This is a genomic window from Shigella sp. FC1967 (assembly GCF_001743005.1).
In the GTDB taxonomy this organism is placed as follows: domain Bacteria; phylum Pseudomonadota; class Gammaproteobacteria; order Enterobacterales; family Enterobacteriaceae; genus Proteus.
In genome coordinates this window covers 1-1,508 of sequence record NZ_MIIZ01000979.1, presented here as the reverse complement: position 1 = coordinate 1,508, position 1,508 = coordinate 1, and the positions used below count along the sequence as shown (strand labels likewise).

The window sequence follows — 1,508 nt, the reverse complement described above, 5'->3', positions numbered from 1 at the left end:
GGGGGAACGTCAGGTTGTAGTGGAATGCGACACTCCCCTCATCGCTCTGGGCATCCATCTTCGGCCCGAGTCCCCTCTCTATCGCATCGACGATGATTTTCTTCGCAACATCTGCGACTTTTTTTTGATCATCCTTGCTAAGGATGTCTTCTGTGTTGTCAGGCAATAGCGCTTGGGCGAGCTGCTGCGGAATCTTAACCTTCGCCATAATCTTTCCTCTACGAGTTGACTTGGTAAAATCGTACTGATACGCTCTTTATAAGTCAAGAAAAGAGGAGCACCAGCGGTGAACCAATACATGCTCAAACTATGCCTCCCAAGAGGCATAAGCATTGGCCCCAACGAGCTGCGGGAGGCCACTGCGAAAGTCCTGAACGGTCAGGAGAACTGCCATCGTTTTTTTCACTATGACGAAAACGGCAAACCCTTAAATGAAAAGCCTGCCTACAGGTTTGTTGGTGGCAAAGGGTTTGTCGGCTTTGTCAGTGAACGGAGCGAGGAAGACATCAAGGACCTTATGTATCCGGTGCTCCAGGCCATACAAACACCCAAGTTGTTTTCAATGCTCAACGGCTTAATGCCGAAGGTGCAAATTCTGCAATTCGAGAAGAAGGCTTTTGTTACTCAGGAGCCTAACGTCTATCTCGTGTCGCGTTGTATCGACAAAAAGGAGCATCGGAAGGCGCTCGGTGAGGAAGGTCGTCTGACCGTGCTACTCAAAAGCATGTTGGCACAAGCGGTTAAGGAAGGAGTTCTTACAGCTCTTCCGGATGACCAGGACCTTCAACTTCAATTCGCTTCTGTACGTGATCTTGGGCTGGAAACCCAATTCCAAAACCAGAACAAGAAGTGGATGCACATGATGCACGCTCAGTTTATTGCCAATATTGATCTCCAAGGTATTTGGCAAATGGGCGGCATGACATCTCGCGGCCACGGCCTCATTTTCAAGCAAAACAAAAAGGGGGTATTTCAATCATGCCTCTGACAGTTTCGCAAATGATTGCCAAGTATCACCCCATCAATATAGTCAGCAGCACTCATGCAGACCATGACTCACACTGCGGTATCTGCGGAGGTGCCATCAAAGCTGGTGATGCCTGTGACGAGATGGTGTTAACCAAAACCTTCACCAATCAAAATGATTTGGCTGACATGTCAGCACCATATCGTTGTGTTGGCTGCGCCTCTGTCATGGCCGATGGCCGCTTCCAAATGCAGCTATCCAGTGTTGTTATCACACCGCAAGCCATTTACCCGTTTGCCAAAAAGGTTGATCGCGGCTTTTTCCTAATCAACCCGCCAGAGCCTCCTTTTGCGATGGTCATAGGAGTCAGCAAGCAGCAGCACGTTGTATGGCGCTCGCCCATAAACCTCAACAACAGAAGGTTCCAGATCCAGCTTGGTGATGATCGCGTCGCTATACGCCATTCGCGCTTAATGGACGCAGTGAACGCGGTCAAGTCCATACACACTTGTGATATTTCGGAAATCATCGGCAAAAAAAA

Annotated in this window: 3 protein-coding genes; 2 read left to right on the top strand and 1 reads right to left on the bottom strand. The window is 49.0% G+C overall.

What is annotated here, in order from left to right:
• On the bottom strand, positions 1–208 hold a 208-nt coding region (locus tag BHE89_RS17060; RefSeq protein WP_141008327.1), incomplete at its 3' end, for a hypothetical protein.
• 78 nt (positions 209–286) lie between these two features.
• On the opposite strand from BHE89_RS17060, the gene csf5 reads away from it, so the two are divergent.
• Positions 287–988: a type IV CRISPR-associated endonuclease Csf5 gene (gene csf5 / locus BHE89_RS17055; RefSeq protein WP_069369979.1), complete on the top strand. Its 702-nt coding sequence runs from the start codon at positions 287–289 to the stop codon at positions 986–988.
• A partial coding sequence (gene csf1, locus BHE89_RS17050; protein WP_141008326.1) for a type IV CRISPR-associated protein Csf1 occupies positions 979–1,508 on the top strand: 530 nt, incomplete at its 3' end. The genes csf5 and csf1, both read left to right, overlap by 10 nt.